The sequence below is a fragment of the Thioalkalivibrio sp. ALE25 genome, assembly GCF_000377285.1.
Lineage (GTDB): Bacteria > Pseudomonadota > Gammaproteobacteria > Ectothiorhodospirales > Ectothiorhodospiraceae > Thioalkalivibrio.
This window is the reverse complement of sequence record NZ_KB897929.1, coordinates 1-24,686: the sequence shown is the minus strand read 5'-3', so window position 1 is coordinate 24,686 and position 24,686 is coordinate 1. Positions and strand designations below refer to the sequence as shown.

The 24,686-nt window shown below is 67.4% G+C and carries 17 protein-coding genes; 7 read left to right on the top strand and 10 right to left on the bottom strand.

Translation table 11 applies throughout. From position 1 onward, the window contains the following. Nucleotides 1–17 precede the first annotated feature (17 nt). Nucleotides 18–449, bottom strand: coding sequence for a YbhB/YbcL family Raf kinase inhibitor-like protein (locus C996_RS0105195; RefSeq protein WP_018866392.1), 432 nt, complete (start codon nt 447–449; stop codon nt 18–20). A 193-nt stretch (nt 450–642) separates the two neighbouring features. Here C996_RS0105195 and C996_RS0105190 point away from each other — a divergent pair, with 193 nt between their 5' ends. The 3 genes from C996_RS0105190 to C996_RS0105180 are packed head-to-tail and all read left to right on the top strand — an operon-like array spanning nt 643 to nt 4,844. Further along, the gene (locus tag C996_RS0105190; protein ID WP_018866391.1) at nt 643–2,043 is read left to right on the top strand and encodes an MBL fold metallo-hydrolase RNA specificity domain-containing protein; all 1,401 of its coding nucleotides are present in this window, start codon (nt 643–645) and stop codon (nt 2,041–2,043) included. A gap of 21 nt (nt 2,044–2,064) precedes the next feature. Next, nucleotides 2,065–3,744: a Na/Pi cotransporter family protein gene (locus tag C996_RS0105185; protein WP_017941869.1), complete on the top strand. Its 1,680-nt coding sequence runs from the start codon at nt 2,065–2,067 to the stop codon at nt 3,742–3,744. Next, on the top strand, nt 3,741–4,844 hold the full coding sequence (locus C996_RS0105180; protein ID WP_018866390.1) for an RNA ligase: 1,104 nt from the start codon (nt 3,741–3,743) through the stop codon (nt 4,842–4,844). Before C996_RS0105185 ends, C996_RS0105180 begins: the two co-directional genes overlap by 4 nt. 50 nt (nt 4,845–4,894) lie before the next feature. On the opposite strand, the gene C996_RS0105175 is transcribed toward C996_RS0105180, so the two are convergent. Beyond that, the gene (locus tag C996_RS0105175; RefSeq protein ID WP_017941871.1) at nt 4,895–5,494 is read right to left on the bottom strand and encodes an RNA ligase partner protein; all 600 of its coding nucleotides are present in this window, start codon (nt 5,492–5,494) and stop codon (nt 4,895–4,897) included. Nucleotides 5,495–5,625: 131 nt separating this feature from the next. Between C996_RS0105175 and C996_RS0105170 the strand changes: the two genes are divergently transcribed. Further along, complete coding sequence (locus tag C996_RS0105170; RefSeq protein WP_018866389.1) at nt 5,626–6,477, top strand: HDOD domain-containing protein; 852 nt, start codon at nt 5,626–5,628, stop codon at nt 6,475–6,477. Between the two features lie 52 nt (nt 6,478–6,529). Further along, the gene (locus tag C996_RS0105165; protein ID WP_018866388.1) at nt 6,530–7,111 is read left to right on the top strand and encodes a BLUF domain-containing protein; all 582 of its coding nucleotides are present in this window, start codon (nt 6,530–6,532) and stop codon (nt 7,109–7,111) included. Between the two features lie 37 nt (nt 7,112–7,148). Here the strand turns inward: C996_RS0105165 and C996_RS0105160 are convergent, their stop codons facing one another. From C996_RS0105160 to guaB, 6 genes are all read right to left on the bottom strand, one after another. Continuing rightward, a complete protein-coding gene (locus C996_RS0105160) occupies nt 7,149–8,834 on the bottom strand; it encodes a diguanylate cyclase (protein WP_026279209.1) in 1,686 nt (561 codons plus the stop codon). Next, complete coding sequence (locus C996_RS0105155) at nt 8,831–9,214, bottom strand: response regulator (RefSeq protein ID WP_018866386.1); 384 nt, start codon at nt 9,212–9,214, stop codon at nt 8,831–8,833. The genes C996_RS0105160 and C996_RS0105155 overlap by 4 nt, the downstream gene beginning before the upstream one ends. A gap of 24 nt (nt 9,215–9,238) precedes the next feature. Then, a complete protein-coding gene (locus C996_RS0105150; RefSeq protein WP_018866385.1) occupies nt 9,239–12,481 on the bottom strand; it encodes a PAS domain S-box protein in 3,243 nt (1,080 codons plus the stop codon). 20 nt (nt 12,482–12,501) lie between these two features. Continuing rightward, nucleotides 12,502–16,212: a PAS domain S-box protein gene (locus C996_RS0105145; protein ID WP_018866384.1), complete on the bottom strand. Its 3,711-nt coding sequence runs from the start codon at nt 16,210–16,212 to the stop codon at nt 12,502–12,504. A 153-nt stretch (nt 16,213–16,365) separates the two neighbouring features. Further along, nucleotides 16,366–17,943 (bottom strand): glutamine-hydrolyzing GMP synthase, encoded by a 1,578-nt coding sequence (guaA, locus tag C996_RS0105140; protein WP_018866383.1) that lies wholly within the window; start codon nt 17,941–17,943, stop codon nt 16,366–16,368. 64 nt (nt 17,944–18,007) lie between these two features. Further along, the gene (gene guaB, locus C996_RS0105135) at nt 18,008–19,468 is read right to left on the bottom strand and encodes an IMP dehydrogenase (protein WP_018866382.1); all 1,461 of its coding nucleotides are present in this window, start codon (nt 19,466–19,468) and stop codon (nt 18,008–18,010) included. Between the two features lie 193 nt (nt 19,469–19,661). On the opposite strand from guaB, the gene C996_RS0105130 reads away from it, so the two are divergent. Together C996_RS0105130 and xseA are read left to right on the top strand one after the other, a co-directional pair. Continuing rightward, the gene (locus C996_RS0105130; protein ID WP_018866381.1) at nt 19,662–20,435 is read left to right on the top strand and encodes a DUF4197 domain-containing protein; all 774 of its coding nucleotides are present in this window, start codon (nt 19,662–19,664) and stop codon (nt 20,433–20,435) included. Nucleotides 20,436–20,446: 11 nt separating this feature from the next. Next, complete coding sequence (gene xseA / locus C996_RS0105125; RefSeq protein WP_018866380.1) at nt 20,447–21,856, top strand: exodeoxyribonuclease VII large subunit; 1,410 nt, start codon at nt 20,447–20,449, stop codon at nt 21,854–21,856. Between the two features lie 307 nt (nt 21,857–22,163). Here xseA and proB read toward each other — a convergent pair whose 3' ends face one another. Beyond that, complete coding sequence (gene proB / locus C996_RS0105120; protein WP_038035670.1) at nt 22,164–23,282, bottom strand: glutamate 5-kinase; 1,119 nt, start codon at nt 23,280–23,282, stop codon at nt 22,164–22,166. Nucleotides 23,283–23,293: 11 nt separating this feature from the next. Then, entirely contained in the window at nt 23,294–24,364 is a 1,071-nt protein-coding gene (cgtA, locus tag C996_RS0105115) for an Obg family GTPase CgtA (RefSeq protein WP_018866378.1), read from the bottom strand. Nucleotides 24,365–24,686 lie beyond the last annotated feature (322 nt).

Below are 24,686 nucleotides of genomic sequence, written 5' to 3'. Positions count from 1 at the left end.
CCTCCCCGCGGGCCGGATCAGCCCGGCGCATCGGGATCCGTGCCCTCGTCGGCGGAGCACAGCGCCCCGGTGAGATCCGCCTCGTCCAGCACGTGCCCCTCGGCCACGGCATCGAACTGGCTGCGGGTCGCCCCCGCCTCCAGCTCCAGGTCGGCATCCAGCGCCAGCAGGCGGAAGCGGTAGTGATGACAGCCCTCCGGCGGCACCGGGCCGAGATAGCCGACCTTGCCGAAGGCATCCATCCCCAACCGCCCCTCGCTCGGCAGATGCAGGGCATCCACCCGCGTCGTATCCGGCGGCAGGTTCCAGACCAGCCAGTGAGTGACCTCCCCCAGCGGCGAATCCAGGTCCTCCAGGATCAGCGCGAGGCTGCGCGCGCCCGCCGGCACCTCGCGGATCTCCAGCTGCGGCAGCTCGTTGGCATCCCGCGCCGAGACCTCGATCGGCATCCGTTCTCCGTCAGCAAACGCCGGACTGCTCAGTCGCATGGCCCGTATCCTCCTCCATGACCCGATTACAGGCTCGCCCGCGGCCGGGGGCGGGTCAAGCCGTGCGTCGGACAATCCGGGGCCGGATTGATCGGGATCAAGCCCGGATACTTTGACTGCCCATCGCACCCGCGTCCCGCGTACACTTCTCCCCATGGCACAACTGACCTTTCAGGGGGCGACCGGCGAGGTCACCGGATCGCGTTATCTCCTCGAGACCGACGACGCCCGCGTCCTGCTGGAATGCGGCATGTATCAGGGCAACAGCGATGCGGACGAGGCGAACCGCGCCCCGCTCGCCGAACTGGCGGAAAGCCTCGACGCGGTGGTGCTGTCACACGGCCACCTCGACCACTCGGGGCTCCTGCCCAAGCTGGTGCGCGATGGCTTCCGCGGCCCGATCTACTGCACGCCGGGCACCGAGGAACTGCTCGAGATCATGCTCGAGGATGCCGCGTTCGTAATGAGCAAGGACATCGAGTGGGAGAACAAGTGGCGCCGGCGGGCGGACAAGCCGCTGCTGGAGCCGGTCTACGACATCGATGATGTCGCCACCACCCTCGGGCTGTGCGAGGCCGTGCCCTACGGCCAGGCGCGCAAGATCGCGGGCGGGATTGGCCTGACCTTTCGCGATGCCGGGCATATCCTCGGCTCCGCGATCGTGGACCTGATCGTGCCCGCTGGCGGTCGCGACCGGCACCTGGTGTTCTCGGGCGATCTCGGCAATGCCGACGCCGTGCTGATGCACGAGCCCGCGCGCCCGGAACACGCCGACCACGTGCTGCTGGAGAGCACCTACGGCGACCGCGACCACCGCCCGATGGAGGAGACGGTCGAGGAGTTCGCGCAGGTGCTGGCCGAGGCCGACAAGAGCGGCGGCAACGTGCTGATCCCGGCCTTCGCGGTCGGCCGCACCCAAGAGGTCCTCTACCACCTGAGCATGCTTCACCACGCCGGGCGCCTGCCGCAGCAAAAGGTGTTCCTCGACAGCCCGATGGCGATCAAGGTCACCGAGCTGTACGCCCGCCTGCGCCGCACGCTGGACCCGGAGGACATGGACCGGCTGCACCAGGCCGCGAATGGGGATCCGGCTGCCTACCTGCCCGGGCTGCAGGTCTGTCGCACGGTGGAAGAATCCATGGCGATCAACCGCATCACGGGCGGCGCGATCATCATCGCCGGCTCCGGCATGTGCAATGGCGGGCGCATCCGTCACCACATGAAATACAACCTGTGGCGGCGCGAGGCGCATCTGGTGATCGTCGGCTTCCAGGCCGCCGGCACGCTCGGGCGGCGTCTGGTGGACGGCGCCGAGAAGGTCAAGCTGCTGGGCGACGAGGTCGCGGTGAACGCCAAGATCCATACCCTGGGCGGCTTTTCCGCTCACGCCGGGCGCAGCCAGCTACTCGACTGGGCACGCGGCTTTCAGGACCAGCCGGTGTTCCATCTGGTCCACGGCGAGCCGGAGGCGCGCGAGGCCCTGGCCGCCGGCCTGCGTGACGAGCTGGGGGCCGAGGCGCATGTGCCGGCCTTTGGCGAGACCATCACCCTGTAACGCCGCATCCCCACAGCTGCGATGCCGGAGGCCGAAGCCGTCAGCACCTACGCCCTGATCGCCGGTTTTCTCGGCGGTCTCGGCCTGTTCCTGCTCGGGATGACCCTGCTGACCGACGGCCTGAAGACCGCCGGCGGCAAGGCGTTGCAGCATATCCTCGGGCAATGGACCCGCACCCGGCCGCGCGCCCTCGCCTCGGGCATGGGCGTGACCGCACTGGTGCAGTCCTCCAGCGCGGTCACCGTGGCCACCATCGGCTTCGCCAACGCCGGCCTGCTGACGCTCGGACAGTCGGTCTGGGTGATCTTCGGCTCTAACGTCGGCACCACCATGACCGGCTGGCTGGTCGCGCTGATCGGCTTCAACATCCGCATCGAGGCCTTCGCCCTGCCGGCGATCGGCATCGGCGCCCTGCTCTACCTGTTCATGAAGGCCGCGCGGCCGCGCTACCTGGGACTGGCCCTGGCCGGCTTCGGGTTGCTGTTCTTCGGCATCGACGTACTGCGCGAGGCCTTCGAGGGGCTTAGTGCCACCTTCGACCTGGGCGCGCTGGCCCGCCCCGGCTTCCTCGGGCTGGTCATCATGGTCGGCATCGGCGCGCTGCTGACCGTGCTGATGCAGAGCTCCTCGGCCTCCATGGCCATGGCCCTGACCGCCGCGATGAGCGGTGCGGTCCCGCTGGAGGCGGCCGCCGCGGCCGTGATCGGCGCCAACCTCGGCACCACGGTCAAGGCGCTGCTGGTGGTGATCGGCGCGACCCCGAACGCCAAGCGCGTCGCCGCAGCCCATGTGATCTTCAACGGCCTGACCGCAATCGTCGCGCTGCTGATCCTGCCCTGGTTCCTGGCCGCGATCGCCTGGATCTGGGGCAGCACCGGCGAGGCCCCGGCCCCGGCGGTGCTGCTGGCGCTGTTCCACACTGCATTCAACCTGCTGGGCGTGGCCCTGATGGTCCCCGTCGCCCCGCCGATGATCCGCTGGCTGCAGGGCCGCTTCCGCACCATCGAGGAAGACATCGCGCGGCCCCGGTATCTGGACCGCAGCAGCTCCGGGGTCCCGGATCTCGCCCTGCAGTCGCTGATCCAGGAGACCGAACGCCTGGCCGACATCGGCCACTCGATGGCGCGCGAGGCCCTGCAGACTACGCCGCCGGCAGCCGGCATCCTCGACCGCCGGCGCCTGGCCGCGGAGCAGCTGACCCAGTCCATCGCGGAGTTCGCGGCGCACACGGCCAACCACCCGATGCCGGAACAGGTCGGCCATGGCATCGCCGAGGCCGTGCGCATCGCCCGCTACCACCGCGAGGTCGCCATACTGGCCGACGAGATCGCCGACCTGCGCCGCCAGTCCAGCGGCGAGGAGCGCCCGATCGTGACCGAACAACGCCGCGCCTGGCAGGAACAGGCGATACGCGCCCTGGACCTGTGCAATCTGGAGGCGGACGATGGCGAGAATGGCCATGATCTGGCCGCCGCCGAGGCCGTGGACACGGTGGAAACCGCCTACGCCGAACTGAAGGCCGCCCTGCTGCGCGAGGGCACCTTCGGCTCGCTGAGCATGGCCGAGATGGAACGCCAGCTGCGGATCATCAGCATGGCGCGGCGCCTGGTCACCCAGGCGGCCAAGGCGCGTCACCACACCGAGGCGCTGAAGGACCAGATCCGGGGGCTGCGGAAGACCCTGGCAAGGGAGAACGCATGATCGACCGGGACACGCTGCAGGACGCGATCGCGAGCCACCGGGCTGAGGCCCTGACCTTTGACGGGCTGGAATACGCCCGGCTGCTGGAACCGGTGAACCACTACCCGCGCGGCTCCGTGGTGCTGCCGGACGGCTCGGTGGTGCCCGGCTACCCGGCCATTGGGCGGATCCAGTCACTGGAGGCCGGATTGCCGCGCCAGTTCGAGCAGCCGTTCTGGGCGGAGGAGAAGATCGACGGCTTCAACGTGCGCATCCTGCGCCGGGACGGCCGGGTCTACGCCTTTAGTCGGGGTGGCTTTGTCTGCGCCTTCAGCACCGACCGTGTGCCCGATTTTGTGGACCTCGGGGTTTTCGACGCCGAGCCCGACCTGGTGCTGTGCGCGGAGATCGCCGGACCGGACACCCCCTACCTGGAAGGCTCCACGCCGCGCGTGGCACAGGATGTTGGCCTGTTCGTGTTCGACCTGATGCGGTTGGGCCGCCCCGGATTCGTGCCACAGGACGAGAAATTCGCCCTGATGGAGCGCCACCAGCTACCCCCGGCACCCCTGCACGGACGGTTCACGCCCGCGGACAGCGCAGCACTGGGACGCCTGATCCGGCAACTGGATGCGGAGGGGGCCGAGGGGCTGGTGCTGAAGACCGCGGACGGGGAGCACCGCGCCAAGTACGTCACCGGCGGTTCCTGCATCAACGACATCCGTGTGTGTTCCGAGCAGCTTCTGGACCTGCCGCCGGAATACTTCACCAACCGCCTGACCCGCCTGGCGGTGTTCCTCGCGGAGCATCCCCCCACCGAACCTGCCGCCGTGGAAAAGGAACTGGGCGAGGCCCTGCTGTCCGGACTGGCAACCGCAGTGGACAAGAGCCGGCGCGAGGGACGCGTCGGCCATACCTACCGCTGCCGCTTTCGCGAGCGCGCGGGGGCGCAGCGCTTTGTCGACCACATGCAGGCAACCGGCGGGCGCCACGTGCGTTTCCTGCCGGACACCCCGCGTCAGGAAGAAAGCGGCTACTGGCTGCTGGAGTTCGAACGCCTGTTCGACCGCATCACCGGCACCCTCGCCTCCGCCCTGGCGGGTGACCGGCAATACGACTGAGCCCTTCGCCTGCTTGCAGGCGAACACGGGAAAGGCCCCGACTTGCGGCCTCAGGCGCCGCCCTGACCGGGGATGCCCGACTCGGAGAGGTTCTCCATCACCTGGCGCAGGTAGTCGGCGGTGACCAGCTTGATGCCCATGCGGTTGCCCAGCTTGCGCATGCCCTCGTCGGCGCTGGCCAGCTCGGCATCCAGCTCCATCGCCAGCAGCACGGCATCGACATCCTCGCGCGAGTCCACCAGGCCTTTGCGCATGGCCTCGCGGAAACGCTCGCGCAGCTGCGTGATCAGCTCCGGGCGCAGCGACTCGGCCGCCCCCGCCTGGCGCGTGTGCTCCTCGGCGATGCGCAGGCCGCGGTCGATGCGGGTGCGCACCTCGTCGATGAACTCGTAGAGGATGTCGCTCGGCAGGGTCAGGGCGAAACGCCGCGGGGAGCGCACCCAGACCACGGTCTCGAAGTCGGCCGCCAGGGCCTCGAGGTCGCGCATGCCGCGAAACTCCTCGTACACCGACAGCGGCATGTAGAACTCGGCGGGGCAGTGGCGCGCCAGATTGAGAAAGGTCCGCAGGATGTCCTCGGGGTCCTCGCCGAACTGCCCGGCCACATGCGGGTTGGTAAAGACGCTGGTATCCAGCACGAATCGGCGCATCACGACCTCCTGTCGGCTCCCTTCATCATCGGCAGGGACCGGCGGCCCGTCAACCGGCCCGCGACACCCCGCCCACGCCAACGCATGTGGCATAATCGGCGCGTCTTTACCCAGCCGGACACGGATTGCCCTTGGCCACCCGAGCGGAAGTCGAAAAATTCCTGGAGCGCCTGCGCGAGGACCTCGAACGTCACCAGATCGAGATCCCGACCCTGCCCGATGTCTCGGTGCAGGCGCTGTTCATCACCCAGGACGAATCCAGCTCCATCGCCGATCTGGTCAACCTGATCTCGCGCGACACGGCCCTGGCTTCGCGCCTGGTGCGCCATGCCAACAGCCCGGCCTACCGGGGGCTGACCCGCTGCGCCACCATCCGCTCCGCGGTCACCCGCCTGGGCATGGAGCGCGCCCGCCAGACCATCATCGCGCTGTCCATGAAGGAGGTCTTCCAGAGCGGGAACGAGGCCATCCGCATCCGGATGGAGGAGCTGTGGAACCACAGCCTGGAGGTGGCGATCATCAGCTACCTGTTGGCCCGTCGCCACCCCCATCTGGACCCGGACACCGCCCTGCTCGCCGGGCTGGTTCACGACATCGGCATGATCCCGATCCTGCGCCGCGCGGAAAAGACCCAGGAGATCTACGAGGACCCGCGCGCCCTGCAGGCTGCGGCCGATGCCGCGCACGTCGCCATCGGCCGCGCGATGCTGAAGAACTGGAACTTCGAGCCGGAGATCATCCGCGCCGTGGCCGACCACGAGAACCTCAAGCGCGAGCCCGAGGAAGGCGAACCGGTCAACTACAGCGACATCCTGCAGGCCGCCAACATCGAGAGCCACAGCGCCACCCGACATCGACTGGCCCATATCGACCGCAGTTCGGTCGCGGCCATCCGCCGCCTGGCCGCCAAGCCCGGCACCACCCGCCTGAACTGGGAAGACGACGCGATCGGTCTGGAACACGTCAACCAGATGATTGAATGAACCCCGCGCGGTGAGGGCGGTCTTCTCCTTACCTCCCGAGGAAGGACGCCCGATGCCCGCCATTCTCCAGCTCGTCTACGCCTCGCGCGCCACGTTTCGCGAAAACACGTCCAATCAGGGCATCGAACCCGAGGTCGGTCGCATCCTGATGCAGTCGCGCCAGAACAACCCGCGCAAAGGCATCGTCGGCGCGCTGTATTACGGGGATGGCCACTTCTTCCAGTGCCTGGAGGGCGAGCCGGATGCGGTACGGGAAACCCTCGACCGCATCCGCCGCGACGAACGCCACGAGGAGGTCCGTGTGCTGCGCGAACAGTCACTGGACGACCCCGGCTTCGGGGAATGGTCGATGAAATACGTTCCAGCGGCCGTGGACGTCCGGCAGCTGCTGCAACGTTTCGGCCAGCGCCAGTTCGACCCGTTCGCCTTCGACAACGACCGCATCGACGCGATGCTGGACCTGCTGCGCCAAGGCCGCGATACCACCCACGGCGTAGCTGCGAGCTCCACCGCTTCCAACCCGGGAGATGCCACCCCTGGCGCAAGCCGTGCCCTGCTCGGGGTCGGCCTGGTCACGGTGGCGATCGTGCTCGGCGTGATCGGAGCCGCGACCTACCTGCTCGTCACGTCGTAGAGACCTCGGGACATACCGGCAGCCCGGCCCGCCGCCTTCAACAATCCGTGACGTCGGGTGCGGGCGCCGGGAACGCCTGCTGGATTTGATCGCGCCCACCCCGCTTGGCCCGGTAGAGCGCCTCGTCGGCGGCGACCAGCAGTTCAGGGCCCTCCTCGTCGGGGTAGTTGGGCGAACACACCATGCCGATGGAGATGGTGCAGCCGAAGCGCTCGTCCCGATGGTTGAAATCCAGGGAAGCGAAGTTCCGGCGGATATCCTCGAGCACCCGCCGGGCATTCTCCGCGTCGCACTCCGGCAGCACCGCGACGAATTCCTCCCCGCCATAGCGGCCTATGATGTCGGACTGGCGCAGGCGCTGCCGCAGCAGGGTCGCGATCGACATGATCACCACGTCCCCCACGGCATGCCCGTAAGTATCGTTGACCCTCTTGAAGTGGTCGATGTCGAGCATCGCAAGCGTGACGGGTCGCCCGATCCGGCGGGCGCGCAACACCTCCCGACTGGCGGCCTCCTTGATGCTGGCATGCTTGAGCAGTCCGGTCAGACTGTCTTTGCTGATCCGCTCCTCCAGCTGGCGTGCGCGCGCGATCCGCGAGCGGGCGGCCGCCACCAGTTGCAGGTCGGAAATCGGCTTGGTCAGAAAGTCGTCCGCGCCCCGACCCATGGCCTCGATCTGGCGCTCGATATCGGTTTCCGCGGACAGATACACAATCGGCAGATGGGTGTAGGCCTCGTGCTGGCGGATCACCCCCGCCAGGTCGGTGCCCGCATATTCGGGCATGTACAGATCCATCAGCACCAGTTCCGGCCGAAAGGCGGCGATCGTATCCATGATCTCGCGCGGCGCATTCAGCACCCGGGCCTCCATCCCGGCCGCGGTCAGTACCAGCCGCATATGCTCGGCAAGATCGGCATCGTCATCCACGATCAGCACCCGTTGCGCCGGCGCACGGCGTTCTTCGAAGATCTGCGAGATGCGGCTCACGAGCCGGGGTACATCCAGCGGTTTCAGGAAATACCCATGCGCACCTAGTTGTACCGCGCGCACACGCGACGGGAAGTCGTCATTCACGGAGATGAAGATCAGCGGGCAATCCAGCGCCTGCACCTGCGGGCAATCCACCAGCCGCTCGGTCGCGTTTTCGCGACCATCTTCCAGCATCACGTCCACGAGCAGCAGATCCGGCTGCTGGTCTTCCACCGCACGCCGGAGCGCGTCGATGCCGTTGAACACCCGAACCTCGTAGTTGAAGGATTCCAGCTGCTGCTTGAGTTGACGGGCCAGTTCCGCGTCGTCCTCGACGAGCCAGATTGCCATGGCGTTGTCAACGGCACTCCGTGCATCCGGCACCCACCGGACCGCCGAGCGCTCCGGGCTTTCGGGCACCGTACGCGCAAGGGCCGCCAGCTCGTTCGCCAGGGACCGCCGAGTCGGCGCATCCAGCGACAATTCCCGCACCTGCAGCCAGTCCCCGATTCGCTGCTCCAGCGCACGGGCTGCCGTGCTCAGCGACGCACAGCCGAAACTGCCCCCGCTGCCGGCCAGCTTGTGCAGACGCTGTTGCAGTTCGTCCAGCACCTCGCGGTCCTGCTCCTTCCCGGCCAACCGGCCCTGCAGAGAACTCAATGCAGCCAGCTCATCCGGGAGGTGTTGCAGATACCGAGCACGCAGTTGTGCCAGGCGGTCCTTCAAGGCCTGCTCGGCGCCAGCACTTGTCATGCCGCCCCCTGCCAGATCCGCCGTACCTCGTCGGAAAGCGTCATGGGATCGAACGGTTTGGCGATCACGTCACGCGCCCCCAGCGACTTGTAGTGTGCGATCTCGGAGGGCTGCACCTTGGCGGTCATGAACGCCACCGGCACCTCGGCCAGTGCCGGAATCCCGCGCAGGGCTTCCAGAGTCGTGGGACCATCCATCCCGGGCATCATCACATCCAGCAGGACCAGGTCCGGTGCAAAACCCTCGGCCTCGCGTACCGCCTCCTCGCCCGAAGCACAGGTCTTCACGGTGTAACCACCCACCGTCTCCAGGGCCAGTTCGGCAACCGCCTGAATATCCGGCTCGTCTTCGACATAGAGAATGCGTTGCAACTCGGACACTTTCGACTCCCCTGGGGTGAACCGCTACGGGTCCGTGACGTGCGGGCCGTAGCCGGACCCTGGTTCTGAACTGGATGGATAACCATTCGCATCGCGGGCAAGCGGCAACTCGAACCAGAATGTCGCTCCCTCGCCCTCCACGGAGTCAAAGCCTATACGCCCGCCCATATGTTCTACCAGTTCCCGGCTAATCGCGAGGCCGAGCCCGGTCCCGCCCTTCGTTCGGCTGTCGGAGCCATCCGCCTGTGCGAATTTCCCGAAGATCTGCTCGCGGAAGTTGTCCGGAACACCCGGCCCATCATCCGCCACACTGACCCGGACGCCTTCAGTCGGTTCACTCAACGCCTGCACCGAAACCCGCACGCTGCCGCCCGGGGGCGAGAACTTCACTGCGTTCGAGAGAAGATTGGCGAGCACCTGCAACAGGCGCTGGTCATCGACCCGAACCGCAACCCCGGGCGCGCCACTATCGAGCACCAGCTGGACCTGGTGTTGTTCGGCATAACCCCGATAACTCTCGAGCGCCTGTTCGAGCAGCGGCTCGAGCCGCTCCGCACGCATATCAAAGTGCAGCTTGCCCGCCGCGATCTTCTCCATATCGAGCAGATCGTTGATCAACAGCGTTAGCCGCTGGCTGTTGCGCTGGGCAATCGTGACCATTTCGCCGACCTTGCCGGGCAGTTCGCCGAGCGCGCCGCTGGCAATCATCCCGAGGGCGCCCGAGATCGACGTCAGTGGTGTCCGCAGTTCGTGGCTGACCGTGGAGACGAATTCGTTCTTCATGCGCTCCACCCGCTTGCGTTCGGTGATGTCACGCACAACCCCCACATAGAGGGGCTCGCCGTGTTGCGTGACCTCCGATACGGCGAGTTCCATCGGGAACACGGTTCCATCCTTGCGGCGCCCCTGCAGTTCCCTGCTGGTGCCAATCACCCGCCGGTTGCCAGTGGCCTGATAATTACGCAGGTAAACGTCATGGCTCTCACGATCAGGCCCGGTCATCAACACGCTTACATTGCGACCGGCAACCTCACGGGACGTATACCCGAAGATGCGACTTGCACCCGGATTGAACGACTGGATCAACCCATCGCGATCGATCGTGATGATCCCGTCTACGATATTATCGATAATCGTCTGCGTGCGAAGCGCCTGCTCCGCCAGGGCTCGCTCCGCCTCCATACGCTCGGTAACGTCTTCGTTCACGCCAATCGCCCGCACGACCACACCTGCCGCATCGGTTATCGCCTGTGCCATGGCGCGAATATGACGTGTCGCCCCATCGCCCCGACGGATTCGGAACGTGAACTCGCGGGGTGTCCCGGGACGTTCAAGGATCGTTTCGAGGCTGGCTTCTGCGTGCTCCATGTCTTCGGGCAGCAAGGCGCGCCTCCAGTCATCGGCATGGTGACCAAAATCGCGGGGTAACACGCCGTAAAGACGGAACATCCCGGAATCCCAGTCAAGTCGTCCAGTGGTGAGGTTCAAATCCCACACACCCAGATGCGCCGCCTCGGTGGCCAGCGTCAACTGCTGGGTGGCATCCCGGAAGCGTTTTTCGCTCTCGCGCACGGCCCGTTCAGCGGCCTTGCGCTCGGTGATGTCCTCGGCGATACCCAGGTAGCCGTTGATATTTCCCTGTTTGTCGGTCTGGGGTGTCACCGTCAGGGAAACGGGAATGCGCATGCCGTCCTTGCGCACAAAGGTCCATTCCCGGGTTTCCGCTCCCTCGCGATCCGCGATCTCGACGAAGGCCCGAAAGCCATCGATCGTCCGTCCACTGGCAGCGCTCAATTGCGCCGCGCGCGCCGCGATCTCCTCGGGCACATGGAACAGGACGGGCGACTGCTGGCCCACCATTTCGTCGGCAGCATAGCCCGTCATCTTTTCCGCGCCCGGATTGAACAGGGTGATCAGACCATCGCGGTCGGTCACCACAATGGCGAATTCCGACGCCGCCGCCAGAACCGCCTGTAACTGATCGGCGGTCTGCGCAAGCTCTGCGGTACGCGTCTGCACCTCGGACTCGAGTTCGCTTCGCGCCTGCGCCTGCTGGCGGAAACTGGCCACCAGTTGCCGCGACATCTCCCGCAGGGTCCCGGCCAGGCCGTCGTATTCGAAAATCCGGCTTTCCGGCAGTACCGGCGCACGCCCCGCGGCGATGTCCGAACCCAGTCCTGCGCTGACCGCATCCAGCTTGCGCAATGGACGGCTGATGGCATAACTCAAGGCGGCCGAGACCACGATGGCCAGGGCCACGATCACCGTCAGGAGAGCAAACAACTCGACGCGCTGATGCTCCAGGGCCCGGACCACCGGCGCCGCCGGCATCTCCGCATACACCTGCCCGACATCCGGCACTGGACCCACCGGCGCGTCAACGAAATAGGAACCCTGTCCCCAGCGACCCACGGCCGACATCGAACCGCCCGGCAACCAGATCGAAAGCTCTCGATCCCGGGGCTCCACCTGGCCGTCCGACGCCTCCAGCACGCTGCGGACCTCGCCCCGACTGGCCAGCACCCGACCCTCCGGGGACACAATCGCAAGTCCCAGGTCCTCGCGCGTCTGCACCCGCCCCAGATGGTAGTCATAGCGGACCCGACCCTCTCGGTAATCGGTTGCGAGCCGCTCGGACAGATTCTCGGCGCGTTCCTGCAGGCGTTCGACCATGAAGGCCTCGTGCCCGTCGCGCTGCTGATAGCCCTCGTGCAGGATCGGGACCAGGCCCGCCAGCAGGGTGACCGGCAGCATCGCGTGGAACAACAGACTCGCGAGCGACGGCCTGCCCAGCCGGGAGGCCTGCGCGCCGCGACCCGACAACCGCCACAGCATCACCAGCAGGCTGGCGATCAGTGTGTTGAACAGCGCATTCACCGCCTGCTTCAGGGCGATCATGGTGGTGGGTTCCCAGTCCATCCCGATCAGTCCGCGATAGGACAGCAATACCAGCGGAACCCCGATCACCACCCAGTACAGCAGGTCGGCCACCACCACGTTGTACAGCCAGCGCCGGTAAACGAGGCCCACTACCAGTGCCTCGATCACGAACACCACCATCGGATACGGAACGCCCCACAGGACCAGGGTGTAGAGCCCCCCGGCGATCGCGACAATCACCGCGGGCAGCGTCCCCAGCAGCAGCACCGCGAGCATCACCGCGATCGATCCGAAGATGAAGTCCAGACCGAACAGCAGCGGCAGATGGAAGTAATTACCGGCCACCGCCAGCAGGGCCAGCGCCAACGTCGCAAGCCCGCGCTCCACCGGGTCTGGCCACTGCTGCCTCATCCGCGGGCCCCCTCACGGTGGCATACCAGGTCGAACCAGAAAGTCGCCCCCGTGTCCGGCACGGAGTCGAACCCGACCTCGCCGCCCATGCGTTCCACCAACTCCCGGGTGATCGACAGTCCCAGGCCGCTACCGCCCTTCTGGCGGGTGTCGGAGGCATCGGCCTGGGAAAACTTCTGGAAGATGCGTTCGCGGAACGCCTCCGGGATCCCGGGGCCATGATCGATCACCGAGACGCGCACCCGGGCGCCGTCATGCTCCACCGCCACCCGCACCTCCTTACCCTCCGGAGAGAACTTGGCTGCGTTGGATAGCAGATTGGCCAATACCTGCTGCAGGCGGTCGGCATCCACCTCGACTCGGACCCCGTCGTCCTCCGCATCCAGCACCAGGTGCACCCCGTACTGGTCGGCATAGCTCTGGTTGCTACGCACAGCCTGCTCCAGCAACGGGAACAGCGGCTGCTCTTGCATCTCGAAGCGCATCTTGCCGGCCACCAGCTTTTCCATGTCCAGCAGGTCGTTGATCAGCAGCCCCAGGCGCTGGCTGTTCTTGTGGGCAATCTCCAGCATCTCCTGCATCCGCTCCGGCAACGCTCCTGCCGCCCCGCCCGTCAGCAGGCCCAGGGCCCCGGAGATCGACGTGAGCGGCGTGCGCAGCTCGTGGCTGACGGTGGAGATGAACTCGTTTTTCATGCGCTCGATGCGCTTGCGCTCGGAGATATCCTCAATGATGGACCAGATCAGTTTGCGACCGGACTTGTCGTGCACGACCATTCCGTTGAGCAGTACGGGATACCGGGTGCCGTCCTTGCGGATGTATTCCTTCTCGTAGGGGCCGTAACGGCCCGTCTGTTCCATGCTCTCCAGTTGCTGCGCTTCCTGCGCTGCGTACTCCCGGGGCGTGACATCCCAGTAGCTGAGTGCAACGAACTCCTCGCGGGTATAACCGGTCGGGCGCAACAGGGCCGCGTTGAGATCCACAAACGCCCCGGTCTCGTAATCGTTCAGCGCGATCCCCACCGGTGAGAGCTCGAACAGCCCCCGCAGGCGGGCCTCGCTGTCCGCGACGGCCAGCTCGGCCTCCTTTTCATCCGTGATATCCCGAATATATCCGTGCCACAGCGTACTGCCGTCGTAGAGGGGCTCGGGCGAGGCGTGACCCTGCACCCACCCCACGCGACCATCATCTCGCAGGGTGCGATACTCGCAATACCAGTTGCTCATTTCCCGCCGTGACCGTTCGATGGACTGCGCCACCCGATCCCGGTCCTTCGGGTGCAGACGGCGGAACACCGCGCTGGCATCCTCGCGTGCCGCCTCTGCGCTGATGCCGTAGATGCCCCGGATGCCGGGGCTGCTGTACGGGAAGGCCACGCGGCCGTCCGGCCACTGCCGATACTGATACACCATACCCGGGACCAGTGAGGTCAGCTTCTTCAACTGCTCGTGCGACTGTTCCCGCTCCAGGCTCGCGGCCACCCAGCGCCCCAACAGACGCACGAACATGCGTTCACCCTCGCTGAACGCGGCCGGTCTGGGGTGCGCCGACGAAAAGTTCAGGGTGCCAAAGCGCTGCCCCTCAACCTCCAGCACGACACCGATGTAGGCTTCCAGGCCGAGGTCCGCGTAACACGGGTGGCCCTGGTGCTCGGACGCGCCCATGTGCTCGATCGTCAGCAGGTCGTTGTGCGCAAGGGTCAGCGCACAGTAGGTACGCCCGAGCGCAAAGCGCTGACCACGCTCGAGGGGGGCGCCAGCCGGCGCGACGAACGCCCGCACCGTATAGTCGTCGCCGCGGATCCGGCTGACGATGCCCAGTTCCAGCCCCAGAAAGTCGGCCCCCGTTTGTAGCGCGCGATCGAGCTGGTCATTGAGGTCCAGCGCCACCAGGGATGCAATCTCGTTGAGCGCCGCAAACGCGTCCAGCTGGCGCTGATGCTGTTCCCGATGTTCCCGTTCCCGAGTCGCATCGAGGATGAAGCCGTCGAGGTAACGTACTCGGCCATCCGGATCACGAATGGCGGAGCCCCGTTCCTGGGCCCAGCGGATACTGCCGTCACGGTGCCAAATACGGTATTCCACGGACCAGTCGTTGCCGGCGCTCAAGGCCTGTTCCACCGCATCCTGGACTCGTGCCTGGTCATCCTCGTGGATCACGCTGGCGTAACTGCGCACGGAATTGTCGATGAAGTCGCTGGCAGGGTAGCCCGACAACGGATCCACCTGGTCGCTCATGTAGAGCATGGTCCAGTCCGCATCCGGCAGGCAGCGATAGGTGATTCCGGGGATATTGTCGACCAGCGAGCGGAACTGTTGCTCGCTCTCGCGGATCCGCTCGGCATCCTCGCGTTCCCGGGTCACATCGGACTCGATCGCGATGAACCCCTGCAACACCCCCTGCTCGTCGCGCAATGGGGTACAGTGGATCCGCACCCAGTACGGGTGGCCGTCGATTTGGTAGTTCAACAGCTCTTCAACGAATGGTTCGCCGCGCGCCAGCGCCCCACCGATCCGGGCTACCGTCTCCGGATCGGTCCCGGCACCCTGCAACAGTTCACTCGGCTTGCGGCCAAGCATTGCGTCCAAGGTATAGCCACTCAAGCGGGTAAAGCCGTCGTTGATCCACTCGACCCGGCCGTCGGCGTCGGTAATGATCACGCCATTGGTCGTCTCGCTCGCAACTCGGGACAGCCGCGCCCGCTCCAACTGGCCCGCCCGGTAACGACGACGGGTGCGAGCCGCATCCACCAATTGCCCCAGCGTGGCGAGCAGCGGCTGCAGAAACTCCACCAGTTCCGGGTCGTAGCCACCCGGACGGTTGGCGATCCCCAGCACGGCGATCCGCTCGCCCCCGTGCTCGATGGGTATCCCCAGAAAGGCCTTGAGCGGCGGATGTCCTTCGGGCAAGCCCCCGCTGCGCGGATCTCCGGCGGGGTCATTGGCAATCACCGCCCCCTGGCCGGTCAGGGCCGCGCCGAACAGGGTCTCCAGGTTGTGAAACTCCAGCCCCTGGGGTGCGTTGGCCGCATAAAAGGCGCGGGTCGCGTCATCCCAGGCGATATTGGTGATGGCACTGGTCTTGAGGTAAGGCGAACCTTCAGGCGTGTGCAGCACCTCTCCGATAAAGCCGTATTCGCTGTGGGTCAGCTCGAGGGTATCCGCCAGCAGTCCGTCAAAGACCTGCCCACGGTCCTGATCGGCATCGCGAATAAACGCCGACTGCGCACGGGTAATCACCTCGCCAAGCTGCCGCAGATCGCCCAGCGCATTGCCAAGCGCCCGCTGTTCGGTGGAGTCGATTTCCGCCGCGACCGCATCGGCGAGGTCACGCAGGGAGCGTCGCTCGTCCTCGCTCAACTGCCGCGGCCGGCCGTCGATCAGGCAAAGCGTCCCGATCCGGTAACCGTCGGAGGTTGTCAGTGGTGCACCGGCGTAGAACCGGATCTGCGGCTCCCCGGTCACCAGTGGGTTGTCGGCAAACCGGGCGTCCGCGCGCGCATCGGGAATCTCGAAGATATCGCCCCCGAGAATCGTATGCCCGCAAAAGGAGACATCACGCCCGGTCTCCGCCACCTCGAGACCCTGCCGCGACTTGAACCACTGCCGGTCCTCATCCACCAGCGAAACCAGCGCGATGGACACCCCGAACATCCGCCGCGCCAGACGCGTCAGTCGGTCGAACCGCTCCTCAGCCGCGGTATCCAATAGCCCTCGAGCCCGCAGCGCTCGCAGCCGCTCTTTTTCGTTGCCGGGGCAGGGAGGCGTTTTCAACAGAATTTGACCACGCACAACTCGGTAATACCCGATACTGCCACGTCCAGCTTTCTGCCCCCAACTATGAGGCGCCGTCCAAGAGGACTATTCCCACTCGATGGTGGCGGGAGGCTTGCCGGAGATGTCGTAGGTCACGCGCGAGATACCGGGGATCTCGTTGATGATCCGGCGCGAGACGTGGTCGAGGAAGTCATACGGCAGGTGGGCCCAGCGGGCGGTCATGAAGTCGATGGTCTCCACCGCGCGCAGCGCAACCACGTAATCGTAGCGCCGGCCGTCGCCCATGACCCCCACCGACTTGACCGGCAGGAAGACCGCAAACGCCTGCGAGGTCTTGTCGTACAGGTCGGCCTTGCGCAGTTCCTCGATGAAGATCGCATCGGCGCGGCGCAGCAGGTCCGCGTATTCCTTTTTCACCTCGCCGAGGATGCGCACGCCCAGGCCCGGCCCGGGGAACGGGTGGCGATAGACCATCTCGGTGGGCAGACCCAGCTCGACGCCGATCTTGCGCACCTCATCCTTGAACAGCTCGCGCAGCGGCTCCACCAGACCCAGCTTCATGTTCTCCGGCAGCCCGCCCACGTTGTGGTGCGACTTGATCACATGCGCCTTGCCGGTCTTGGAGTCGGCCGACTCGATCACGTCCGGGTAGATCGTGCCCTGGGCCAGCCATTGCACGTTGTTCAGCTTCGCGGCCTCCTCGTCGAACACGTCGATGAACAGCCCGCCGATGACCTTGCGCTTGGCCTCCGGGTCCTCGACCCCGGCGAGCGCACGCATGAAGCGGTCCTCGGCATCCACGCGGATCACGTTCACGCCCATGTGGCGGGCGAAGGTCGCCATCACGTGGTCGCCCTCGCCCTCGCGCAGCAGTCCGGTGTCCACGAACACGCAGGTCAGCTGGTCGCCGATCGCCTTGTGCAGCAGCGCACCGACCACCGAGGAGTCCACCCCGCCGGACAGGCCCAGCACCACGTGGTCGTCCCCGACCTGTTCGCGCACCCGCGCGGCCATGTCGTCGATGATGTTGTCGGCGGTCCACAGCGCCTCGCAGCCACAGATCTCGTGCAGGAAGCGTTCGATGATGCGCTGGCCCTGGGTCGTGTGCGTGACCTCGGGATGGAACTGCACGCCGTAGAAGCCGCGCTCCGGGTCGGCCATGCCGGCGATCGGCGCGGAGTCGGTGGAGGCCATCAGGCGAAAGCCCTCCGGCATTTCGGTCACGTGGTCGCCATGCGACATCCACACGTCCAGCAGGCCGTAGCCCTCCGGTGTGGTGTGATCCTCGATGTCGCGCAAAAGCGGGGTATGACCGCGGGCGCGCACCTGGGCGTAGCCGAACTCGCGACGCTCGGACGGCTCGACCCGGCCGCCCAACTGCGCGGCCATGGTCTGCATGCCGTAGCAGATCCCCAGCACCGGCACGCCCAGCTCGAACACTGTGTCCTCGGCGCGCGGCGGCTGGTCGATATTTACCGACTCCGGGCCACCGGACAGGATGATCCCGGTGGGATTGAACGCGCGGATGTCCGCCGCCGGCATGTCCCAGGCGTGTACCTCGGAGTAGACCCCGGCCTCGCGCACGCGGCGGGCGATCAGCTGGGTGTACTGGGAGCCGAAGTCCAGCACCAGAATGCGGTGGGCGTGAAGATCCTGGGTCATGAGGTCATCCGCTATACCGGCCGGACGGCCGGTGGGGTATCGGGACCGGGCCGTGTCGGGCCGGTCAGTCCATTCGGTAGTTCGGGGCTTCCTTGGTGATCGCCACGTCGTGCACGTGGCTCTCGCGCATGCCGGCGGCGGTCACGCGGACGAAGTGCGGCTTGGTCCGCATCTCTTCGATGTTGTGCGCGCCGACATACCCCATGGACGAGCGCAGCCCACCCATCAGCTGGTAGATGATCGCGACGATCGAGCCCTTGTACGGCACGCGACCCTCGATGCCTTCGGGCACGAACTTGTCGGCCGATGCGTTCGGGTCCTGGAAATAGCGATCCGAGGAGCCCTGCTGCATCGCGCCCAGCGAGCCCATGCCGCGATAGATCTTGTAGGAGCGGCCCTGGTAGAGCTCGACCTCGCCCGGGGCCTCCTCGGTCCCGGCGAACATCGAACCCAGCATCACGCAGTCCGCGCCCGCGGCGATCGCCTTGGCCAGGTCCCCGGAGAAGCGCACGCCGCCGTCGGCGATCAGCGGCACGCCGGTGCCCTGGAGCGCCTCGGCCACATCCGAGATCGCGGTGATCTGCGGCACGCCCACGCCGGCCACAATGCGGGTGGTGCAGATCGAGCCCGGCCCGATCCCCACCTTCACGCCATCCGCCCCGGCCGCGACCAGGTCCTTCGCGGCGGCGGCGGTGGCGATGTTGCCGCCGACCACCTGCACGTCCGGGTAGTGCTTCTTCACCCAGGCAACGCGGTCGAGCACGCCCTGAGAATGACCGTGCGCGGTATCCACCACCAGCACATCCACCCCGGCCTCGACCAGCGCGGCCACGCGCTCGTCCGTGCCATCGCCCACGCCGACCGCCGCGCCCACGCGCAGGCGGCCGCGCTCGTCCTTGGAGGCATTGGGATGCTCGGTGGACTTCTGGATGTCCTTGACGGTGATCATCCCGCGCAGCTGGAAGTCGTCGTTGACCACCAGCACCTTCTCGATGCGATGCTTGTGCAACAGTTCCAGCACCATCTCGCGGTCGGCCCCCTCGGGCACGGTCACCAGTCGGTCGCGCGGGGTCATGATCTCGGTGACCGGCGCCTCCATCCGCGTCTCGAAGCGCAGGTCACGGGAGGTCACGATGCCGACCAGATCGTTGCCATCCACCACTGGCACGCCGGAGATGTGATTGGCCTCGGTCAGCTCCACCACCTGGCCGATAGTGGCGCCCGGGCCGATGGTGATCGGCTCGCTGATCACGCCGCTTTCGTATTTCTTGACCTGCCGGACCTCGGCCGCCTGGGCCTCCACCGACATGTTCTTGTGGACGATACCGAGCCCGCCCTCCTGAGCCATCGCGATCGCCAGGCTGGCCTCGGTGACCGTATCCATTGCCGCCGACACCACCGGGGCGGACAGCGTGATCTCGCGGGTGATCCGGGTACTCAGGTCGACATCGCGCGGAACGACATCCGAATGTCCCGGGATCAGCAGCACGTCATCAAAGGTAAGGGCTTCACCGAGTATCCGCATGCACCACTCCAGGACAGGCCCGCCGGGACGCAGGGGGAGGAAATCCCGGGGGTAGATAAATAGCCCTTCAGTATAGAATTCGCACTCTCCCGCGACAAGCGCACACAGGCCTGCGAAGGGCGGATCGCAGACGCTGCCGGAGCACCCTGATAGGATGCCGGTTCACTCCGGACCCTCCGCCAGGCGAGAACCCATGCCCGAACGCGCGCCCCCGGCCCGCATCACCCGCCGCTCCGCGCTGGCCCTGCTGCTGGCCCCCGGCCTCGGCCTGGCCACCGCGTCCAGCGCCCAAGCCGACTGGTGGCGCTTCGGCCAGGACATGTTCCGCGCGCTGATCACACGGCCGCCAGAGTTCTCCGGGCTGTCCACCGCGGAGCTGATCGAGGCCGTCCACGAAGCCCTGGTCATCGCGACCCACTCAGCCTCCGAGACCCTCAGCCGGCGCAACGGCTTCTACGGCAATCCCGACGTGCGCATCCCCCTGCCCGAGGTGCTCGCGACCACCCGACGCTCCCTGGGGCGCCTGGGCATGGCCGCGCCGCTGGACACCCTGGAGGAGCGCATGAACCGCGCGGCCGAGGACGCCGTCTGGCAGGCACGGGAGCCCTTCATCCGGGCCATCTTCGCCCTCGACCTGGACAATGCACGGGGCATCCTGCTGGGCGACGAGGACGCCGCCACCCGCCATCTGGAGGCCCACATGCGCCCGCGCCTGACCGATGCCATGCGCCCGGCCGTGGAGAACAGCCTGGACGCCGTGGAGGCCCTGACAACCTATCGCGAACTGGAGGCGCGCATGCGCGACATCCCGTTCCTCGCAAACGTGCGTCTGGACCTTGCCGAGCATGTGCTGGAACACACGATGGACGGCCTGTTTCACGCCATGGCCGAGGAAGAGGCCCGCCTGCGGGTCGACCCGGTCGGGCGCGGCACCGACGTGTTCCAGCGCGTCTTCAGCCGCCTGTAAGCGAGGGCCGCATGAGCGATACCCCGGTCTTTTCCGTCACCGAACTCAACCAGTGCGCCGACGGGCTGCTCCGCGACGGCCTCGGCGTGGTGCGCGTCGAGGGCGAAGTCTCCAACCTGCGCCAGTATGCCTCGGGCCACCAGTACTTCTCGCTGAAGGACGAGAACGCCTCGGTGAACTGCGTGCTGTTTCGCGGCAAGGCGCGCCAGGCGGCGCGTTTTGCCGACGGCGACGCGGTCCAGATCCGCGGGCGCGCCGGGATCTACGGCGCCCGTGGCCAGTTCCAGATCATCGTCGAGGCCCTGCAGCCGGCCGGCGAGGGGCGCCTGCTGGCCGCCTTCCAGCGGCTCAAGGAGAAACTCGCCGCCGAGGGCCTGTTCGACGCCGAGCGCAAGCAGCCGCTGCCCGCCTGGACCCACCGCCTGGGCGTGATCACCTCCACCCAGGGCGACGTGCGCCACGACATCGAGCGCACCCTGGCGCGGCGCTTCCCGCTGCTGCTGCCGGTCACGCTTTACCCCACCGCCGTCCAGGGCGCGCAGGCCGCCGGCCAGATCGTCGCGGCGCTGGAACAGGCTGCGGCCGAGGGCCGGGTCGACGTGATTATCCTCGCCCGTGGCGGCGGCTCGCTGGAGGACCTGCAGGCCTTCAACGAGGAGAGCGTCGCACGCGCGATCGCCGCCTGCCCCATCCCGATCGTCACCGGCGTGGGGCACGAGACCGACACCACCATCGCCGACTTCGTCGCCGATCTGCGCGCCTCCACGCCGACCGCCGCGGCGGAGGCCGTCAGCCCGGATGCCGCCACCCTGCGCCACCAGCTGGCGCGGGCCCACGAACGCCTCACCGGCCTGCTAGGCCAGCGCATCGCGCGCCACCGGCAGACCCTCACCGCCCTGCACACCCGCCTGGAGCGCCGCCACCCCAGCCAGCTCCTGGAGCGCAATGCCCAGCGCCTGGACGACCAGCGCGAGCGCCTGAACCGCGCCTGGTCACGCCTCGAGGAACGCGCCCGATCGCGGCTGCAGCGCGCCCAGTTGCGCCTGGCCGGGGCCTCGCCCGGCAACCGCCTGACTGCCGCGCGCATGCGTCTGGAGCACCTGCGCCAGCGTCTGGCCCGGGTGCGCCCCGACCACGACATCACCCAGCGGCGGGAGGCCCTGGCGCGGCTCCAGCGGCAACTGGAGTGCGCCACCCGGCAGGCGCTCGCCACCCGCCAGCGCCACCTGGATGCCACCGCGCGCCAGCTCCGCTCCCTGGACCCGGAGGCGGTACTGGAACGCGGCTACGCGATCCTGCAGACCCCCGAGGGCGAGGTCCTGCGCCGCGCGGACCAGACCGCCCCCGGCCAGCACCTGCGCGCACGCCTGGCGCGCGGCCGCCTGGACCTCGACGTCACCGCCACCCACACCGACGACTGAGGCGCGCGGCCTCCTGGTCTTTCAACCACAAGGGTGCAGAGAAAATCGCGTGTAACAGGAAGACGGGAAGCGCACTAAGGGGTCAGAAGGGGCGACGCAGGGTCGGCCGCTACAAAGCCAGCCCCGCCAGAGCGCGGCGCAGAGCCGGGATGGCGATCGGCTCGGCACACGCAATACACCGCACGCGAAGCCCCTGCCCGCGTCCGACTCTGGCAGGGGCTTCGCGTGCAAGCACGCTCCCACAAGGGGGGGCATGGAGTCCCGCCGAGGGCGGCTGGGTACGAACGCGTACGCGCTCGCAGGCGAATCAGGATAGCAGGACGAGATTGTCGCGGTGGATCAGCTCCGGCTCCAGCAGGTAGCCCAGCTCCGCCTCGATGCGGTCGGCGCGCTGGCCGCGGATGCGCTGGATCTCGCTGGCCCCGTAGTTGGTGAGCCCGCGCGCCACCGCGACCCCGTCCGGGTCCAGGCAGGTCACCACCTCGCCGCGGCGGAAATCGCCCTCGACTCCGACCACCCCCACCGGCAGCAGGCTGCTGCCCGACTCGCGCAACACGCGCGCGGCCCCGGCATCCAGCTGCAACTGCCCGCGCGAGTGCAGCTGATCCGCCAGCCAGCGCTTGCGCGCCGCCAGGGGTTCGCGGTCCGGCTTCAGCCAGGTCCCCAGCGGCTCGCCCTTCAGCACCCGCCCCATCACCTGCGCCTCGCGCCCGGAGGCGATCACGGTATGCGTACCGGAGCGCGCCGCGCGTTCGGCGGCCAGCAGCTTGGTCGCCATGCCGCCGCGCCCCAGGCGCCCGAAATCGGCGGCCACGTAGCGGTGCAGCTGGGCATCCGAGGCCCGGCCTTCGGCGATCAGGCGGGCGTCCGCATGCTTGCGCGGATCGCGATCGAACAAGCCATCCTGGTCGGTCAGGATCAGCAGCAGGTCGGCCACCACCAGGTTTGCGACCAGCGCCGCCAGGGTGTCGTTGTCCCCCAGCCGGATCTCCTCGTAGGCCACCGTGTCGTTCTCGTTGACCACCGGGATCGTGCCCATCTCCAGCAGCGCCTGCATGGTGCTGCGGGCATTCAGGTAGCGCGAGCGATCGGCCAGGTCGTCGTGGGTCAGCAGGACCTGGGCCGCGTGCAGGTCGTGGCTGGCGAACTCGCGCTCGTAGGCCTGCACTAGCCCCATCTGGCCGACCGCCGCGGCCGCCTGCACGTGATGCAACTGGTGCGGCCGTTCGGTCATGCCCAGCCGGCGCATGCCCTCGGCCACCGCGCCACTGGAGACCAGGATGACCTCCAGACCGCGTCGGCGCAGCGCCGCGATCTGGTGCGCCCAGGACTCCAGCGCCGGGCGGTCGAGCCCGGCCCCATCCGCGGTGATCAGGGCACTCCCGATCTTGACCACCACCCGGCGGATCGCCGGGAGCGCACGCATGTCCCCCGCGGTCACGCGGGGTCCTCCGGGTGGGCGATCGCATCGCGCCGGCCAGCCTCGGCCGCCGCCTGCGCGGTCTCTTCGATATGGCGCATCACGGCCTGGAGCAGGGCATCCACGCCCTCGCCGGTCGCGGCGGAGATGGCGAACACCGGACGTTCCGCCCCCTGGTCGGCACGCACGCGTTCGACCAGGGCCGCCAGATCCTCGGGGTCCAGCAGCTCCTTCTTGTTCAGCACGATCCAGCGCGGCAACGCGGCCAGCTGGTCGCTGTGGTGCTCCAGCTCGGTGATCGCGGTGCGCAGATCCACCAGCGGGTCGGCCTCCGGGTCGGGCGGCGCCACGTCCACCACGTGCAGCAACAGCCGCGTGCGCGCCAGGTGCTTGAGGAACCGCGTGCCCAGGCCGGCCCCCTCGGCCGCGCCCTCGATCAGCCCGGGGATGTCGGCGATCACGAAGCTCTGGTTCACACCGATGCGCACCACGCCCAGCTGCGGGATCAGGGTAGTGAACGGATAGTCGGCGATCTTCGGGCGCGCGGCGGAGGCGCGCGCGAGCAGCGTGGACTTGCCCGCGTTCGGCAGCCCCAGCAGCCCGACATCCGCCAGCACCATCAGCTCCAGCGACAGCTTGCGCAGCTCGCCCGGCGTGCCCGGCTTGCTCTGGCGCGGCGCCTGGTTGGTGGAGGACTTGTAGCGCGTGTTGCCAAGCCCGTGGAAGCCCCCCTGCGCGACCAGCAGCCGCTGGCCCTCGTGGGTCACGTCGCCGAGGATCTCGTCGGTCTCGGCATCACGCACCTGGGTGCCGACCGGGACCGGGATCTCCAGGTCCTCGCCGGAGGCCCCGGTGCGCTGGCGCCCCATGCCGTTCTCGCCACGCTGGGCATCAAAGCGGCGCTGATAGCGGAAATCGGCCAGGGTGTTCAGACCCTCGTCACCGACCAGCCACACCGAGCCGCCATCGCCGCCGTCACCGCCATCCGGGCCGCCGAACGGGATGTATTTCTCGCGGCGAAAACTGACACAGCCGTTTCCGCCGTCACCGGCCTTCACCGTAATGGTGGCCTCATCGATGAACTTCATTGCTTGCTTCCCGCAGTACAGAACAAAAAAAGCCCCGAAGAACGGGGCTTTTCGCGAACGCTTCGCTAGGGAGACGCTGATTGAATCGCACGTCCGCGCTCGAGTCGCTTTTGCGTGCGAACAAGGCGCGGTGACCGCCGTGCAGTCATTCTGCACAAGGGAGCCGCAACGCCGTTCCCGCGCAAAAGCGGCCGAGCCCCTGCTTTCAATGGCTTGTGGGGTTGGTGCCCCCTGTTCCCCGATCCTGCGTTGCGCCGCTTGCGGGTAGAACCACTACCCGCTGCACGACGCGCCTTGTCTCGGAAAACAGGGGGCACCAACG